12 protein-coding genes, 2 tRNA genes and 1 pseudogene are annotated in these 15,330 nt (G+C 51.4%); 8 read left to right on the top strand and 7 right to left on the bottom strand.

The features are described 5' to 3' along the window. Positions 1–55: 55 nt before the first annotated feature. Entirely contained in the window at positions 56–928 is an 873-nt protein-coding gene (gene ampR, locus GPJ68_RS02435; protein WP_016151400.1) for a LysR family transcriptional regulator AmpR, read from the top strand. Positions 929–972: 44 nt separating this feature from the next. Here ampR and frdD read toward each other — a convergent pair whose 3' ends face one another. From frdD to frdA, 4 genes are read right to left on the bottom strand one after another with little or no spacing between them, the layout of a single operon-like run. Continuing rightward, complete coding sequence (gene frdD / locus GPJ68_RS02440) at positions 973–1,329, bottom strand: fumarate reductase subunit FrdD (protein ID WP_003025535.1); 357 nt, start codon at positions 1,327–1,329, stop codon at positions 973–975. Between the two features lie 10 nt (positions 1,330–1,339). Beyond that, entirely contained in the window at positions 1,340–1,735 is a 396-nt protein-coding gene (frdC, locus tag GPJ68_RS02445; RefSeq protein WP_016151401.1) for a fumarate reductase subunit FrdC, read from the bottom strand. A gap of 10 nt (positions 1,736–1,745) precedes the next feature. Next, a complete protein-coding gene (gene frdB, locus GPJ68_RS02450) occupies positions 1,746–2,480 on the bottom strand; it encodes a fumarate reductase iron-sulfur protein (RefSeq protein WP_006686291.1) in 735 nt (244 codons plus the stop codon). Next, entirely contained in the window at positions 2,473–4,263 is a 1,791-nt protein-coding gene (gene frdA / locus GPJ68_RS02455) for a fumarate reductase (quinol) flavoprotein subunit (protein WP_016151402.1), read from the bottom strand. The genes frdB and frdA overlap by 8 nt, the downstream gene beginning before the upstream one ends. A 324-nt stretch (positions 4,264–4,587) precedes the next feature. Between frdA and epmA the strand changes: the two genes are divergently transcribed. From epmA to GPJ68_RS02475, 4 genes are all read left to right on the top strand, one after another. After that, on the top strand, positions 4,588–5,565 hold the full coding sequence (gene epmA, locus GPJ68_RS02460) for an elongation factor P--(R)-beta-lysine ligase (RefSeq protein WP_104651675.1): 978 nt from the start codon (positions 4,588–4,590) through the stop codon (positions 5,563–5,565). A 213-nt stretch (positions 5,566–5,778) separates the two neighbouring features. Beyond that, positions 5,779–7,281 (top strand): glutamate/gamma-aminobutyrate family transporter YjeM, encoded by a 1,503-nt coding sequence (yjeM, locus tag GPJ68_RS02465; RefSeq protein ID WP_180837100.1) that lies wholly within the window; start codon positions 5,779–5,781, stop codon positions 7,279–7,281. A gap of 300 nt (positions 7,282–7,581) precedes the next feature. After that, entirely contained in the window at positions 7,582–8,298 is a 717-nt protein-coding gene (locus GPJ68_RS02470; protein WP_077249808.1) for a hypothetical protein, read from the top strand. Beyond that, positions 8,298–8,612 (top strand): YjeO family protein, encoded by a 315-nt coding sequence (locus tag GPJ68_RS02475; protein WP_104651673.1) that lies wholly within the window; start codon positions 8,298–8,300, stop codon positions 8,610–8,612. Before GPJ68_RS02470 ends, GPJ68_RS02475 begins: the two co-directional genes overlap by 1 nt. 50 nt (positions 8,613–8,662) lie before the next feature. On the opposite strand, the gene mscM is transcribed toward GPJ68_RS02475, so the two are convergent. From mscM to rsgA, 3 genes and pseudogenes are all read right to left on the bottom strand, one after another. After that, a complete protein-coding gene (mscM, locus tag GPJ68_RS02480) occupies positions 8,663–11,977 on the bottom strand; it encodes a miniconductance mechanosensitive channel MscM (RefSeq protein ID WP_016151404.1) in 3,315 nt (1,104 codons plus the stop codon). 17 nt (positions 11,978–11,994) lie between these two features. Continuing rightward, positions 11,995–12,963: an archaetidylserine decarboxylase gene (gene asd, locus GPJ68_RS02485; protein WP_104651672.1), complete on the bottom strand. Its 969-nt coding sequence runs from the start codon at positions 12,961–12,963 to the stop codon at positions 11,995–11,997. 92 nt (positions 12,964–13,055) lie between these two features. Next, a pseudogene (rsgA, locus tag GPJ68_RS02490) lies at positions 13,056–14,106 on the bottom strand (small ribosomal subunit biogenesis GTPase RsgA). 105 nt (positions 14,107–14,211) lie between these two features. Here rsgA and orn point away from each other — a divergent pair. The 3 genes from orn (at position 14,212) to GPJ68_RS02505 (ending at position 15,305) form a co-directional block, all read left to right on the top strand. Then, a complete protein-coding gene (orn, locus tag GPJ68_RS02495; protein ID WP_016151407.1) occupies positions 14,212–14,757 on the top strand; it encodes an oligoribonuclease in 546 nt (181 codons plus the stop codon). A gap of 240 nt (positions 14,758–14,997) precedes the next feature. Next, positions 14,998–15,073, top strand: a tRNA-Gly gene (locus GPJ68_RS02500). Between the two features lie 156 nt (positions 15,074–15,229). Continuing rightward, positions 15,230–15,305, top strand: a tRNA-Gly gene (locus GPJ68_RS02505). Positions 15,306–15,330: the final 25 nt, after the last annotated feature.

Below are 15,330 nucleotides of genomic sequence, written 5' to 3' on the forward strand. Positions count from 1 at the left end.
GTTGACAAACGGTTAAATTTAGCAGCAGATATAAGTTTTTCTAACAGGCCAGATAATGACGCGTAGCTATATCCCCCTTAACTCGCTGCGGGCTTTTGAAGCAGCGGCCAGACATCTCAGCTTTACCCGCGCTGCAATTGAGCTCAACGTGACGCATTCTGCAATAAGCCAACATGTGAAAGCGCTGGAGCAACAACTGAATTGTCAGCTTTTTGTGCGTGGTTCTCGAGGGTTAATGTTGACGACTGAAGGGGAAAGTCTGTTACCTGTACTTAATGACTCTTTCGATCGTATGGCGGGGATGCTGGATCGTTTTGCCACTAAACAGACTCAGGAAAAACTAAAAATTGGCGTGGTGGGGACCTTTGCGGTCGGTTGTCTTTTCCCTCTGTTGAGCGACTTTAAGCGCCACTGTCCGCATATTGATTTGCATATTTCCACCCACAATAACCGTGTGGATCCCGCCGCCGAAGGGCTGGATTATACTATTCGCTACGGAGGAGGAGCCTGGCACGATACCGATGCGCAATATTTGTGTAGCGCGCTGATGTCTCCGCTGTGTTCACCGACATTGGCCTCGCAGATTAAAGCACCTGTGGACATCCTGAAATTTCCGTTATTACGATCGTATCGGCGTGATGAATGGACGCTTTGGATGCAGGCCGCCGGAGAAGCGCCTCCGTCACCGACGCACAACGTGGTGGTGTTTGACTCGTCCGTCTCAATGCTGGAAGCCGCGCAGGCGGGGATTGGTGTGGCAATTGCACCGGTAAGAATGTTCACGCATTTGCTCAGTAGTGAACGTATCGTGCAGCCTTTTCTAACGCAGATTGATCTGGGGAGTTACTGGATAACGCGTTTACAATCTCGTCCGGAGACGTCCGCGATGCGTGAGTTTTCCCGCTGGTTGACCGGGATGCTGCACTAATAAAAAGGCCCGCCATTGGCGGGCCTGATAATTAACGCATGCGATTAGATGGTCAGGATCCCAATAGCCGTTACAACGGTCAGGATAGCTGCCAGTCCGTAGAATACCCATTTGCCCGCAGGCACGTGGATTTTCAGGTCATGCATCGCGTGGTGCATACGGTGTAAACCACACCACAGCGGCAGAACGATCATCAGGAACAGAAACGCACGTCCGATGAAGCTCTGAGCGAATGCCAGTACGCGTTCATAGCTGAAAGCATCAGGAACAAAGCCCAGCGGCAGCATAATGCCGACCAGCAGGATCATCACCGGCGCAATGATTGCGCTCCACATACCGCCTGCACCAAACAGGCCCCAGAATACGGGTTCGTCAGAGCGTTTTGGATTTGGATTAATCATTCCGGACTCCTTACCAGAACAGGGCAACAAACAGTATTACTACTGTCGCAACCACAGTAACTGCCCAGAGACCTTTGATGATCGGCTCTGGCCCCATTTTTTCGTCTTTTACGATGATGTTGGCAGCTTTTGGCGCCAGCTCAAACCAGGTTTTGGTATGCAGCAGCGCTGCTGCCAGGGCGATAATATTCAGGATCACCACCACCGGGTTTTGCAAAAAGGCGACAAAGCCCATCCAGGACTCTGCACCATGCTTGAGTGCAAACAGGCCGATAATCAGTTCAATGCTGAACCAGACTGCCGGAACCGCCGTGCCTTCGCGCAGCATGTAAAAACGATAAAATGGCAGCTTTTTCCACCAGGTGGACGTCATTGGTCGCACATAGGGTTTGCGTTTAGTCGTCATCGTGCACTCCTTAGCGTGGTTTCAGGGTAGCGATAAGAAAGTCTTTTGAACTTTCAACTTTACCCTGCTGAATGGCCGCAGCCGGATCGACGTGTTTCGGGCAGACTTCGGAGCAGTAGCCCACAAAAGTACAGGACCAGACACCGTTCGGGCTGTTCAACTGAGCCATACGCTCCTTCTTACCGTGGTCGCGGCTATCTTCGTTGTAACGATGCGCCAGCGTAATCGCAGCCGGTCCAATGAACTCTGGGTTCAGGCCGAACTGCGGGCACGCGGCGTAGCACAGACCACAGTTGATGCAACCGGAGAACTGATGATACTTCGCCATCTGCGCCGGAGTCTGGGTGTTTGGACCCTGATCCGGTGTGCGCGGGTTACCGATGATGTACGGTTTGATCGCTTCCAGGCTTTCGATAAAGTGCGTCATGTCGACGACCAGATCGCGCTCAATCGGGAAGTTGCCCAGCGCTTCAACCTTCATGCCGTTGGTGTAATCACGCAGGAAGGTTTTGCACGCCAGTTTAGGTACATTGTTGACCATCATGCCGCAGGAGCCGCAGATCGCCATACGGCAGGACCAGCGGTAGCTCAGGTCCGGTGCCAGGTTATCCTTGATGTAGCCCAACGCATCCAGCAGTGACGTGGTTTCATCATAAGGAACTTCGTAGAAAGCACTGTGCGGCGCGGTATCGGTTTCCGGGTTATAGCGCACCACCTCAACTTTCAGGTTTTTCATCTCAGCCATTCGCCTTCTCCTTCTTATCGGCTGCTTCCGCTTCGCCACCGTAAACACGTTTAGCCGGTGGCAGAGTGGTGATTTTCACGTCGCTGTATTCCAGGCGAGTCGTGCCGTCAGCATCGCGGAAGGCGAGGGTGTGTTTGAGGAAGTTCACATCGTCACGCTCGGTGCAGCCTTCATCCAGACGCTGATGCGCGCCGCGGGATTCTTTACGCGCCAGAGCAGAGTGCGCCATACATTCAGCAACGTTCAGACCGTGACCCAGTTCGATGGTGTACAGCAGGTCGGTGTTGAAGACGCTGGAGGTATCAGTGATACGGACGCGCTTGAAGCGTTCCTGCAGCTCCGCCAGTTTATCAACGGTTTTCTGCATGAGTTCCGGTGTACGGTAGATACCGCAACCTTCTTCCATGGACAGGCCCATTTCGTCACGGATCTTAGACCAGTTTTCGTTACCTTCCTGGTTAACCAGATCTTTCAGACGTTTTTCAACGCCAGCAACCTGCGCATCGAGCGCGGCACTGTTTGCAGCGCCAGCCGTTGCAGCACGTTCTGCAGCCTGTTCACCGGCCATACGACCGAAGACCACGAGTTCCGCCAGGGAGTTAGAACCCAGACGGTTAGCGCCATGCAGACCAACAGAGGAACATTCGCCCACAGCGAACAGACCTTTAATGCGGGTTTCACAGTGCTGATCGGTTTCGATACCGCCCATGGTGTAGTGCGCGGTAGGACGTACCGGGATCGGCTCTTTAACCGGATCGACACCCACGTAGGCTTTCGCCAGTTCGCAGATGAACGGTAAACGTTCGAGCAGTTTTTTCTCGCCGAGGTGACGCAGGTCGAGGTGAACCACATCGCCACGCGGGGTGGAAATGGTGTTACCCTTACGCCATTCGTGCCAGAAAGCCTGAGAAACTTTGTCGCGCGGACCGAGTTCCATGTATTTGTTTTTCGGTTCGCCCAGCGGGGTTTCCGGACCCATGCCGTAGTCTTGCAGATAACGGTAGCCGTTTTTGTTGACCAGGATACCGCCTTCACCACGGCAGCCTTCGGTCATCAGGATACCAGAGCCTGGCAGACCCGTCGGGTGATACTGAACGAATTCCATATCACGCAGCGGAACGCCATGGCTCAGCGCCATGCCCATACCGTCGCCAGTTACGATGCCGCCGTTGGTGTTGTAACGGTAAACACGACCTGCGCCGCCCGTTGCCATCACAACAGCATTAGCACGGATCTGCATCAGCGTGCCTTCCATCATGTTCATGGCAACCAGGCCGCGAGCATGGCCATCATCAACCAGGATATCCAGAACGAAGTGTTCGTCAAAGCGCTGAATCTGTGGGAACTGCAAAGATGTTTGGAACAGCGTATGCAACATGTGGAAGCCGGTTTTATCCGCGGCAAACCAGGTACGCTCGATTTTCATACCGCCGAAGCGACGTACGTTGACGCTACCGTCTTCACGGCGGCTCCATGGGCAGCCCCATTGTTCCAGTTGCGTCATTTCAGTTGGGCAGTGGTGGACAAAGTAATCCACGACATCCTGCTCACACAGCCAGTCTCCGCCTGCTACCGTATCGTGAAAATGGTAGTCAAAGCTGTCATGATCCTGCGCGACAGCAGCAGAGCCGCCTTCGGCAGCAACGGTATGGCTGCGCATTGGGTACACTTTTGAGATCAGTGCGATTTTAGCGTTGGGATTTGCTTGTGCGGCAGCAATTGCAGCACGTAATCCCGCGCCACCGGCGCCTATAATGGCAAGATCGGCTTGAAAGGTTTGCACGACATTCCTCCAGATTGTTGTTATTTCATTCCTGCCTGAAATCAGATGCTTCATCGGCTTCAAACAGGTTATGAACGCGTTTCCACTGCTCCTTTATAGGTACAATAGTATAGTCTCAGGGATGTGCGGGAAATTTGACGTGTTCGATTTTTTTAGCGTGTCAAAGGGGGGAATTATCATTGAATTTGATTAATTTAATTACTAAACCACCCCATGTCGCTTTTTTTATCCAATTGCCAGTGTGGATTATTGGCGCGCGAAATTTGTCTCGTTAACGCGATACGAGTAGACTTCGTGCCCTTGTCTTAAATCGGAGAAACAACCATGAGCGAAACGGCAACCTGGCGGCCGAGCGCGTCCATCCCCAATCTGTTAAAACGTGCAGCAATTATAGCGGAGATTCGCCGCTTTTTTGCCGATCGTGGCGTGCTTGAGGTTGAGACCCCTTGTATGAGTCAGGCAACGGTAACGGACATCCATCTGTTCCCGTTCGAAACGCGTTTCGTCGGCCCTGGACACGCCCAGGGAATGAATCTCTATTTAATGACCAGCCCGGAATACCATATGAAGCGCCTGCTGGTGGCAGGATGCGGCCCGGTGTATCAATTGTGCCGCAGCTTCCGTAATGAAGAGATGGGGCGTCATCATAACCCTGAATTCACCATGCTCGAGTGGTATCGTCCGCACTACGATATGTATCGCCTGATGAATGAAGTGGATGATTTGCTCCAGCAGGTGCTGGACTGCTCACCTGCGGAAAGTCTCTCGTACCAGCAAGCCTTCCAGCGCCATCTGGAGATAGACCCGCTGTCTGCAGATAAAACCCAACTGCGGGAAGTGGCGGCGAAATTGGATCTCAGTAATATCGCCGATACCGAAGAAGACCGGGACACCTTACTGCAGTTGCTGTTTACGATGGGCGTTGAGCCGCATATTGGCAAAGACAAACCGACGTTTGTGTATCATTTCCCGGCCAGCCAGGCATCACTGGCGCAAATCAGTACCGAAGATCACCGCGTGGCTGAACGTTTCGAGGTTTACTACAAAGGTATTGAGCTGGCGAATGGTTTCCATGAATTGACCGACGCGCGCGAACAGCAGCAGCGGTTTGAACAGGATAACCGCAAACGTGCCGCGCGTGGCTTGCCGCAGCAGCCTATCGACACCAACCTGCTTGAAGCGTTAAAAGTGGGTATGCCGGATTGCTCTGGCGTGGCGCTGGGCGTTGACCGTCTGGTGATGCTGGCGCTGGGTGCAGAGAGCCTGGCCGAGGTTATCGCATTTACCGTCGATCGCGCGTAACGTCTCTCCTTCAATACAAAGTGGCGGTGAAATAGCCACTTTGTAGCATATTTTTTCATTTACCCTCTAATAGCCACAATTTACTCCTGGATATTTGATATCGTTCAGGTATCAATTCTGTGTTGATTTTTCTATCGCTGAACTCTGAAAAGAGGGCAGTGCCAACCGGTGAGTGGCGTTTGTTAAACGCTTGCCAGAGTAAGGGATGGTTTAATGACCCAAACAATAAAAAAGATGAGCCTAATAGGTCTCATCCTCATGATATTTACGTCTGTTTTCGGTTTTGCGAATAGCCCCTCCGCATTCTATCTAATGGGGTATAGCGCGATTCCGTGGTATATATTTTCTGCATTATTATTCTTTATCCCATTTGCTTTAATGATGGCGGAAATGGGGGCTGCCTATCGGAAAGAAGAGGGCGGAATCTATTCGTGGATGAATAATAGCGTTGGGCCACGCTATGCGTTTATCGGCACGTTTATGTGGTTTTCTTCCTATGTAATATGGATGGTAAGTACCGCAGCGAAAGTCTGGGTACCTTTTTCAACCTTCTTATTTGGCGCAGACATGACGCAGCACTGGCGTTTTGCGGGGCTTGAGCCTACGCAGGTCGTCGGGTTGCTCGCCGTCGGTTGGATGATTCTGGTAACCTGCGTGGCCTCCCGGGGTATTAATAAGATTGCTCGTATTACGGCAGTAGGCGGAATTGCCGTAATGTGTCTTAATTTAGTTCTGTTGTTAGTGAGTGTCGCTATTTTGTTATTAACTGGTGGTCACTTTGCGCAGGATATTAATTTCATCTCCTCGCCTAATCCGGGATATCAGTCCGGTCTGGCCATGTTGTCATTTGTTGTGTTTGCTATTTTTGCTTACGGCGGAATAGAAGCCGTGGGGGGATTAGTTGATAAAACAGAAAAGCCAGAAAAGAACTTTGCGAAAGGCATTGTCTTTGCCGCGATTGTCATTTCTGTCGGTTATTCACTGGCCATATTTTTATGGGGCGTTAGCACCAACTGGCAGCAAGTATTAAGCAATAGCTCGGTCAACCTCGGCAATATAACGTATATCCTGATGAAAAGCCTCGGGATGACGTTAGGTAACGCGCTGCATGTTTCTCCTGAAACCGCGATGGTGACGGGGGTGTGGTTCGCGCGTATCACCGGGCTTTCTATGTTTCTCGCCTATACCGGCGCTTTTTTCACGCTCAGCTATTCGCCACTAAAAGCGATTATTCAGGGAACGCCGAAGGCGCTGTGGCCAGCGCCGATGACCAAACTGAATGCCGTGGGGATGCCGACGACGGCAATGTGGTTGCAGTGCCTGCTGGTGAGCCTGTTTATCCTGCTGGTTTCGTTTGGCGGCGATACGGCTTCAGCGTTCTATAACAAACTGACGCTGATGGCGAACGTCTCGATGACGCTGCCGTATCTGTTCCTCGCGCTGGCGTTTCCGTTCTTTAAAGCCCGTATGGGCCTGGAAAGACCGTTTGTTGTCTTTAAAACCCGAGCGGCGACGTTACTGGCCACATCGGTGGTTGTGCTGGTGGTGACGTTTGTCAATGTGTTCACCATCATCCAGCCGGTGATTGAAGCTGGGGACTGGAACAGCGCATTGTGGATGACCGGAGGCCCGATCTTCTTCTCGCTGTTGGCAATGGCGATTTATCAGAACTACAGCCGTCGTATGGTGAAACTCCCCCGGTGGGTGACAGACTAAGGAAAGATAAATATTGAATTTCCGCAAAGCCCGATAGGGATACCGTTCGGGCTTTGTTCGTAATAAATCATTTTTATAATTGATCAAAATGAAATTCGTGTGTATATCTATGATATATTTATTATGACAATCATCTTGGGGTGATATTGTATAATTGGAAATGATTGCTGCTATGAATTTATTTTAAAAAATATAACTTCTGATTTTTCCTTTTATGCTTGTGATGTCTGTCTCATTACTGGTTGAGAATCATGGCTATTGTTAGGTCAATGTTTACATTGCCTTGGTGATTAAATTTTTATGATGATCAGCTCTCCGCCATTTTGTGAGATAGACGAATATGGTTTTCCTCATTGGAACGGGTTGGATTTTTTCCGTTGGTATGCCCTGCCTACCAATTGGCGTTTTATGACTGGGAAATCATATCTTTGGTATTATAAAACGGCTTGGTTAATTCACCATAGAACTATTATAAAACAATGTGCTTATGAAGCAAGAGTCCCAGAATTACTCCTTGCAGGTGTTGCTGTCGCAGAAGTTGGCGGAACTCCAGAGAGATTTAAAGGTGTTGGTGTTCTGCAATTTAGACAGGTAATTGAAGAAGTATTGGGAAAGAGCAGCAATGAATGGTCGAATGCTACATCTGTCGGTTCAGTTGCTATCCAGATAGGCGTTGCAGCAAGAACAATAGGTATTCACCCAGATAAACTGACTCATTTTCAGCAATTCCGCTTGTCGCAGTGTTTGCTTGATAACCACTTTAATATTCGGGTTGTAGCATTCCATTTACGCGATCTTATTTTATATGACAATCCAGATTCTGATACTATGTACTTGACAGATGAACAAATAATATTGGCTGGTTCTAGATATAATCGTGGAACCATGAGAAATAAAAAGGATATTATCCAATCTATTAGTGAACAACCCGGTTTTCCGGATCGTGAGTATAGTGAATATGGTCGTCGAATTATAGAAAAGAAAGATGCAATACTTAAAATTATGCGAGGCGGCTAATGAGTTGGAAGTCTTTTACATTGAATTTCATCTGGGGCATAGTTAGCATTATATTGATAATTATGTTTTCAACTCAGGACAAGGAATGGTTTATTGACGGTAGGGGAATTAATAATGTCTGTGATGTCATGAATTATATTGAGGACGACGATGTTCGTTCTGTGGGCATAATCTTAACACTACCTCTGTTTATTCCTTTTATCTATGCGATCGTATGGAGAAGACAGCGCGGTATCTGGCAATATTCTGTCATGGCGGCTCTCCTGCTTTTTTGGTTATGGCGTTTTAACATTAGATATCAATTATGCTGGTAAATAAGACGCTGGGTAGTGTAAGCACACCTCACGTCTTATTGTGGCATGACTTACAAACTCCCCGCCGGGCGACTGCTTCTGCCCGCAGAACTTAAGGTTCTTCCCGTTTGCTTACCGCCGAGGCTCTCCAGACGCATCTGGAACGGTGGGAACGGCATATCGATACCGTGCTCGCGGAAGCCTGCCAGAATCAGCTGGTGGATTTCGTGGCGCAGCGGCATACGATGCCCCATCTCAGCGGCATAAATACGCAGTTCGAAGATTTGAATCCCTTGCTGCAGGTCAACCAGGAAGACTTCTGGCGCCGGGTTATCGATAACCAGCGAGCAGCGTTGTGCGGCAGTAAGCAGGATCTGCGTAACCTCCTCGCTGTTAGCCTCCGACGGTGCCGGGATGGTTAATACCACACGGGTGACCGAATCCGATAACGACCAGTTGATAAACTGCTCGGTGATAAAGGCTTTGTTGGGCACGATGATCTCTTTGCGGTCCCAGTCGCTGATGGTCGTGGCGCGGGTATTAATTTTCGTCACGCTACCGGTAAGATCGCGAATCGTCACTGTGTCGCCAATGCGGATTGGTTTTTCAAAGAGGATAATCAGGCCGGAAATAAAGTTGGCGAAGATCTCCTGCAAACCAAAGCCCAGACCGACACCGAGAGCCGCTACCAGCCATTGCAGTTTGGACCACTCAATACCAATCATTGAGAAGCCAACCAGACCGCCAATCAGCATCAGCAGGTACTTGGTGATGGTGGTGATGGCGTAACCGGTGCCGGGGGTTAAATCGAGATGTTGCAGCAGCGCCAACTCCAGCAGCGCGGGCAGGTTGCGCACTAATTGGGTAGTGATGATAAACACCAGGATTGCGATAAGCACTGCACCCAGCGTTATCGGCTCTAAACTTTCCACACCCTGCACCGTGGAGGTGACATCCCACAACGAGATGTTTTCCAGGAAGCCGAAAGCAGAATGAATTTCTGACCACAGCACAATGACCGAGAGCAGGGCGATAAGCATCAGGATAGAGCGCACCAGGCGCAGTGATTGCGCGCTGATAGCATCCAGATCCACTTCGCTTTCATCAACATCAATCGTGCCTTCAAGGCTGGTGGAATGCGCTGGTTCTTCTTCACCCCGTGCGCGCTGCGCCAGCATTTCGGCACGTCGATGCTTGGCGCGGTCAAACGCCAGCCGGCGGCGCTGGATCAGCATCCAGCGGCGGATAACGTGATACACCACCAGTAACAAGAACCAGATAGCTACGGACGTTTCCAGACGCGCCAGTAAAGCTTGCGACGTGGCGAGATAGCCCACTGCCGCAGCGAGAATGGCAATCAGCGGTGCGCCCATCAGCATATTCCACAGCATGCTGTTGACCATGTTATCGCTGTTGCCTTCTTTATCGAGGTACAGCGGTATTCCGGCGCGTTTCAGGCTCAGGGTCACGACCGCCAGCGCACCGCAAATCAGAATAAAGCACAGACGCCCCAGTGAGGCGGAGAATTCCCGGTCATTGAGATTATCAAACATAATCACCGCCATGATCAGCGGCACAATCAGCCCGATACTCATCAGGTAATAGTGCATGGCTTTCGCGACGCGGTTACGCGGCCAGCCAAAGTGGGCAATGAACAGACCGTTGGGGCGCGCAAAGGTGGCGCAAATCATTACTGCCCACAGCATGGGCACCGTGGCGGTAACGCCATCACCGATAGCGACAGCTAATGGATAAGGCCAGGCTTCCTGCAATCCGTAACCGAGCGTTGCCCACAGCACCGGCAACGGAGAAGCGACGAGTATCGACCAGAACACCGTGCGTATCGTCAGCCAGAAGTGGTCCTGGGTGACTTTCCCGACCCGGGCAGATGAACGCTCCAGAAAACGGGTGAAGTGTTTGCGCGAAGAGAGGCTAAAGCCAACCAGCACCAATGCCGCGAAAAGCGGGAGCAGCGTTTCTTTGCTGGTCAGCATCATGATGCTGGCTTTGCCCAACTGATTAAACGTATCTAATGAGATCAGACGCCGCAGATCCTGGACGATGTCGACAGGCCAGGAGAGGGAGATGGGGCTAACGTCCGACGTCCAGAACAGATAACGGTGCGTTGCTTCGTTGACCTCTTTTAGCGCATCTTCCAGTTGGCTATTAGAGACTTTGAGCTTGGTCAGCTCAAGGATCAGCGTATCGCCACCCTGTAACAAAGAGTTCAGCAGCTCACGTTGGGTGCGTAACTGGGCGTTGAGAATGCTGCTCTGTTCAGCGGTCAGCGGTTGTCCATCGGCCTGATGAATCTGACGCAACTGCGGCTGTTTGTTGAGGAGATCCTCATAGCGCATACGGTGCACGCGAAGCTGCGCCATTTCGGTATCCAACTGCTGAGGCTTGGGCATTTCCGGTAAACGGGATACCTGCGCGCGCAGCGCTTCTCCCAGCATATTTGAGACCCCAAGCCACTGAGACTGCTCTCGCAGCGTATTCAATGCCTGGCGCACCTGCAGCGTTTGGCTGGCGGCTTGACGCTGTTGCGAGGCTACCAGGTCCATACGTTGCGCCTGCTGGTTTAATGCCTGAGACAGTTCGCGGTTAACCTTGAACTGGTCGACAATACCTTCCGGCAGTCCCGCGCTGTTTTCCGCCAACAGTTCGGTGCTTTCCAGCGCTCGCTCTGCCTCACGCTGACGTTGACTGTTGAGCTGGTTGCGCAAAGCCTGCAGGTAAGTATCGAGCTGCTGGCTCTGTTTTTCCGCCAGCTCTGAGCGCATACGCGCCAGCTCCTGGCGGTTATTAGCGGAAAGCTGCGCCAGCTCCAGTTCATCGACCAGGGCTTTGAGTTTGGCGGATTCAGCCTGCATCGCCTGATTCTGCGCGGGATTAGAGTTGGCGGTACCAATACGTCGCTCAAGCTCATTTAGCTGGCGGCGGGCATCGGTTTGCTGTTGAGGAAGCTGGCTTAACGAGTCGGCGATTTCCCGGGCGCGATCCTGCTCCTGCTGGGCCTGACGACTCTTTTCCAACAGTTGGCTGCTGACCTGGAGGATCTCCTGGTTTAACGCATCGGTGGTGAGTCCGGTTGGCACATTGCGCGGTTCGTCGCGCAGGTTGCTAAGCTGCGCGCGTAATGTTGCGGACAGCTTGGGGAAGTTATCAATAACCTGCTGATATTGCTGGGCACGCTCGAGAGAACCTTTACGCTCCTCGAGGGCATTCAGCGCGGACTGGAGCGCCTCGACGGTTTCTGGCTGAGCAGGTTTCGCCGCTTTTGCCTGCTCCAGTTCCTGGGTGAGTTGTTTGGCATCGGGGGCCGTCGCAGCGTACGCCCCCAGGCTGAGGCACCAGGCCATCAGAAAAGTGATAATCAGGCGCACAGCAGCGATTCCTATGTTTAACTTTCGTCTTTTTTGTCGTCAACCAGCGGGCTGGCGTCGTGTTCTGCTTCGATCTCTTCTTTCGCAAGCGGGGCAGGTTCTGCCGCTGGCGTCACGAATGTCTCGGTCGAGATGGCCATTGGCTGGCCGATTTTGGTCACTGAAAGGTCCTGCAACTGCTCAACCAGGTTAACTTTGCCAGGCGCGAACAGGTTGATAACGGTAGAACCGAGCTTAAAGCGACCCATTTCCTGACCTTTCAGCAGCGCCACCGACCCTTCGCTTTCACCTTCCGGCCAGGTCCAGCGTTTGATGACGCCTTCACGCGGTGGGGTAATGGTGCCAGCCCATGCGGTTTCAATACTGCCGACGATGGTCGCGCCGACCAGAATCTGCACCATCGGGCCAAATTCGGTATCAAACAGACAGATTACGCGTTCGTTGCGTGCAAACAGGTTTGGAACGTTTTGCGCAGTCAGGATATTTACAGAGAAGAGATCGCCTGGCACGTACATCATTTCACGCAGGATACCGTTACACGGCATATGTACACGGTGGTAATCGCGTGGAGATAAGTAAGTGGTCACAAACGTACCGTTGCGGAATTTGTCCGCCATCTGGTAGTTGCCGGCCAGCAGTGCTTCAAGGGTATAGCTGTGCCCTTTGGCCTGCAGCAGTTTGTCTTCTTCGATGTTTCCTAACTGGTTAATCACGCCGTCAGCAGGCATGACCAGTACGTTTGGATCGGTGTTAATCGGGCGAACGTCGTCGCGCAGTGGGCGAACAAAGAAGTCGTTAAAGGTGCGATAGCTGGCGGTATCCGGCTTTTGCGCCTCTTTCATATCGACCTTGTAATATTTCACGAACAGATCGATAACCAGTTTAGTCAGCCATCCTGCTCGTTTGCTCGCACCCCAACCCGCCAGGCGAGTGAGCCATAGTTTCGGCAGAATGTATTGTAGCGAAAGCTTAAATGAGTTTAACAAGGTAGCCTCCAGGCCATAATTTGTTCCCGATCCGGCATACGGGCCGGATCCTGAAAAAAGGGGGACGATTCTAGCGATGCTTAGCTTAGTTGTCAGTTGTCTGTATCAGAAAAGTTTTTACGTGTTTTTACCTGCGCCATGCTTTCCAGGATGCGGTGATAATTTTCAAACCGAGTTTCGGCTATTGCCCCTTTTTCTACGGCCTCACGGATAGCGCAGCCTGGATCGGTATCATGCTTGCAGTCGCGGTATTTGCAGTGGCCCAGGTAGTCATGGAATTCGACAAAACCATGTGTGATTTGTTCCGGCTCCAGATGCCACAATCCGAACTCACGTACGCCAGGGGAGTCGATAACGTCGCCACCGTGCGGGAAATGATACAGGCGAGAGGCAGTGGTGGTGTGCTGTCCAAGGCCGGAGTTGTCGGAGACATCGTTGGTCAGGATCTCTTCCTGCAGACCGAGAAGATTATTGAGCAGGCTAGATTTACCAACGCCCGACTGACCGGCAAAAATGCTGATGCGATCGGTTAATGCTTCTTCAAGCGGTTTCAGGCCGTCTTTCGTGCGGCTTGATACCATCAACACGCGATAGCCAATGTGGCGATATAAATATCCATCTGTTCGTTAACAAAGGCCATGCCTTCGTCATCCAGCAGATCGATCTTATTCAATACGATAATCGGTTCAACGGCGTTTCACAGGCTACCAGATACCGGTCGATAATATTGAGTGACAGCTCGGGTAAGATGGCTGAGACAATAACGATCTGGTTGATGTTGGCGGCAATGGGTTTTACCCCGTCGTAAAAGTCGGGACGTGTCAGTACCGAGGTACGCTCGTGTACCGCTTCAACGATGCCTTTGACATTCACGCCTTCTGCTGCTGCTTTTCCCGGGTGCCAGACAACGCGATCGCCGGTCACCAGCGAGCGAATTGTACGGCGGATGTTGCAGCGGTGAATCTCACCGTCAGCAGATTCCACGTCGGCATGCATGCCAAAACGGCTGATAACGATGCCTTCAGCGGTTTCGCCAAACAGGTTGTCGTCGTAGTCTGGCTTCTCCGTGGACGTTTTCAGACGACGCTGGTGATTGGCGTTCACACGGCGCTGTTGGCCTTTGGAGAGTTTATTCTTACTCAATCGGACTGACTCCTGGTCGCCCATAATGGGCAAAACATTTATGATACACGCAATTTTAGATGAATATAGTCACACTGAATGTGACGCTGAAGGGTGGAAAATAGCATGAGTGCCAATGAAAACAACCTGATTTGGATCGATCTGGAGATGACAGGTCTGGATCCCGAGCGCGATCGCATAATTGAGATAGCCACGCTGGTGACGGATGCCAACCTGAATATTCTGGCTGAAGGACCGACAATTGCGGTGCACCAGTCCGACGAACAGCTGGCATTAATGGATGACTGGAACGTACGTACGCATACCGGTAGTGGGCTAGTGGATCGCGTGAAGGCGAGCACCATGGGGGATCGTGAAGCTGAACTGGCTACGCTGGCTTTTTTGAAAGAGTGGGTTCCAGAAGGGAAATCACCTATCTGCGGCAACAGCATCGGTCAGGATCGTCGTTTCCTGTTTAAATACATGCCGGAGCTGGAGGCGTATTTCCATTATCGCTATCTTGACGTCAGTACGTTGAAAGAGCTGGCGCGTCGTTGGAAGCCGGAAATTCTTGCTGGCTTCACCAAGCAGGGAACGCATCAGGCGATGGACGATATTCGTGAATCTGTTGCTGAGCTTGCTTACTATCGCGAACATTTTATTAAGCTTTGATTTTGTGGATGGCCGGACGGCGCTGCGGCTTACCCGGCCTGCGAATATCGTTCCTGCGCGCTTGCACTGAGGCTGGATTGTCGCTAAATTAGACGACTTGCCGATAAATTCAGCACTTAAACAGAAAAACGAAAAAATCGCTTTTAGGGGGGTTGCAGCTAAACGGATTTCTCGTATAATGCGCCTCCCGTAACGACAGAGAATTACACGTTACGGCAGCAGCAAAAGCAGTACAAATTTGCGGGAATAGCTCAGTTGGTAGAGCACGACCTTGCCAAGGTCGGGGTCGCGAGTTCGAGTCTCGTTTCCCGCTCCAAAATTTGAAAGTGCTTGTAAAGCACAGACCACCAATCGCAGAATTTCGAATTGCGACAAGGCGGCAACTGAATGAGTCCTTAGAAGCTTACCGAAGTAAGTGACTTAGGCGAATGAAGGCAGCCAACGCAGTAGTGGTTCGAAAGACGAAGATTAAGCGGGAATAGCTCAGTTGGTAGAGCACGACCTTGCCAAGGTCGGGGTCGCGAGTTCGAGTCTCGTTTCCCGCTCCAAAATTTGAAAGTGCTTATGTCTACA

The organism is Citrobacter sp. 172116965, from assembly GCF_013458095.1.
GTDB lineage: Bacteria > Pseudomonadota > Gammaproteobacteria > Enterobacterales > Enterobacteriaceae > Citrobacter > Citrobacter braakii.

Excerpts from the sequence above, each read along its gene's own strand:
- ampR (WP_016151400.1), top strand. The coding sequence starts at position 56 with ATGACGCGTAGCTATATCCCCCTTAACTCGCTGCGGGCTTTTGAAGCA.
- frdD (WP_003025535.1), bottom strand. The coding sequence starts at position 1,329 with ATGATTAATCCAAATCCAAAACGCTCTGACGAACCCGTATTCTGGGGC.
- frdC (WP_016151401.1), bottom strand. The coding sequence starts at position 1,735 with ATGACGACTAAACGCAAACCCTATGTGCGACCAATGACGTCCACCTGG.
- frdB (WP_006686291.1), bottom strand. The coding sequence starts at position 2,480 with ATGGCTGAGATGAAAAACCTGAAAGTTGAGGTGGTGCGCTATAACCCG.
- epmA (WP_104651675.1), top strand. The coding sequence starts at position 4,588 with ATGAGCGAAACGGCAACCTGGCGGCCGAGCGCGTCCATCCCCAATCTG.
- yjeM (WP_180837100.1), top strand. The coding sequence starts at position 5,779 with ATGACCCAAACAATAAAAAAGATGAGCCTAATAGGTCTCATCCTCATG.
- GPJ68_RS02470 (WP_077249808.1), top strand. The coding sequence starts at position 7,582 with ATGATGATCAGCTCTCCGCCATTTTGTGAGATAGACGAATATGGTTTT.
- GPJ68_RS02475 (WP_104651673.1), top strand. The coding sequence starts at position 8,298 with ATGAGTTGGAAGTCTTTTACATTGAATTTCATCTGGGGCATAGTTAGC.
- orn (WP_016151407.1), top strand. The coding sequence starts at position 14,212 with ATGAGTGCCAATGAAAACAACCTGATTTGGATCGATCTGGAGATGACA.